Origin of the sequence: Aequorivita lipolytica (genome assembly GCF_007997135.1) — a bacterium.
GTDB classification, from domain to species: Bacteria; Bacteroidota; Bacteroidia; order Flavobacteriales; family Flavobacteriaceae; genus Aequorivita; species Aequorivita lipolytica.
Genome location: NZ_VORU01000039.1, coordinates 1 through 1,290, shown reverse-complemented (window position 1 = coordinate 1,290; position 1,290 = coordinate 1). Strand labels below are relative to the sequence as shown.

The window sequence follows — 1,290 nt, the reverse complement described above, 5'->3', positions numbered from 1 at the left end:
GGGAGTGTTCAATTAAGTGTGTCATCGGTTAAAAATCTGTTGTCAAAATAATCTACTAGGTCTCTTCGCACCGATGCCCATGCAAACATACTACCATTCCATCTTGTCTGCGCATTTATGGTTGCCAAATATATCTGTTTTACGATTGCATTCTCCGATGTAAAGGCTCCTTTTGTCTTGGTCACCTTACGTACCATTCTATGGTAGCTTTCGATTGGGTTATTGGTATATATGACTCTGCGCAGTGCTGGTGGATATTTGTAAAAGTTCGTCAGCCTCGTCCAGTTATTGTTCCAGCTCCTGAAGACAACTTTGTACTTTGACCCCCATTTTTCTTCCGCTTGGTCCAAATATTGTCTGGCCGCATTCTCGTTTAACGCTGTATATACCTTTTTTAGATCACGCACCAATGGCTTTACATCGGTATGGGTGGCATATTTTATGCTGTTGCGCATTTGGTGCACAAGGCACAGCTGTACGTCCGTTTTGGGGAAGATATCCTCTATGGCATCGGCAAAACCGCTCAGGTTGTCGATACACGCAACGAATATATCTTTGACACCGCGCTGTTGCAGCTCGTGCAGGACGTTGCGCCAAAAACTACTGGATTCGTTATCGCCAAAATAGATGCCCAGTACCTGTTTGTCCCCATCGCGATTTACACCAAGTATGTTGTAGACCGCCTTTGATACGACCTTGCCATGTTCGCGTACCTTAAAGTGCATCGCGTCAAGCCACATCACGGGATACACACTCTCCAGGGGACGTTGCTGCCATTCCAGAATATCGGGCAGTATCCTATCGGTTATCGAGGTGAGGGTACCTACCGATAGTTCAACATCATACATTTCCTTTAGTTGGTCCTGTATATCCTGATAGCTCATCCCACGCCCGTAGAGGGAAAGGATCTTCTTGTCGATATCCATCTCCAGGCGACGCTGGCGCTTTTTGATGGTCTGGGGCTGGAAACTGCCATCGCGGTCACGTGGCGAAAAAATTTCCAGCCCACCCGAAGAGCTAAGGACATTTTTTCGCCCACGCCCATTGCGACGGTTCTTTGATGATTTGCCCTCTTGTTCCAAATGGGCATCCATCTCGCCCTCAAGACTGGATTCGATCACTTTCTTTATTAAAGGTGTGAAAATTCCACCTGCTCCAGTAAGTGGTTTACCAGAACGAAGCTCATCACCCATTTGTTTAATGAGGGCTTCCATGTTCAAAGTAATTTCTGTATTTTTCATATGTCTAATTTATTAAATTATAAATTGACACACTTAATTGAATAGACTC

General features: G+C 45.1%; 1 protein-coding gene. It reads right to left on the bottom strand.

All coding sequences use genetic code 11. From position 1 onward, the window contains the following. Positions 1-8 precede the first annotated feature (8 nt). Positions 9-1,241: an IS256 family transposase gene (locus ESV24_RS15180; protein WP_111817167.1), complete on the bottom strand. Its 1,233-nt coding sequence runs from the start codon at positions 1,239-1,241 to the stop codon at positions 9-11. Between the last annotated feature and the right edge of the window lie 49 nt (positions 1,242-1,290).

Bases quoted from the DNA above. Each gene is read 5' to 3' on its own strand.
- ESV24_RS15180 (WP_111817167.1), bottom strand. From the start codon at position 1,241: ATGAAAAATACAGAAATTACTTTGAACATGGAAGCCCTCATTAAACAA.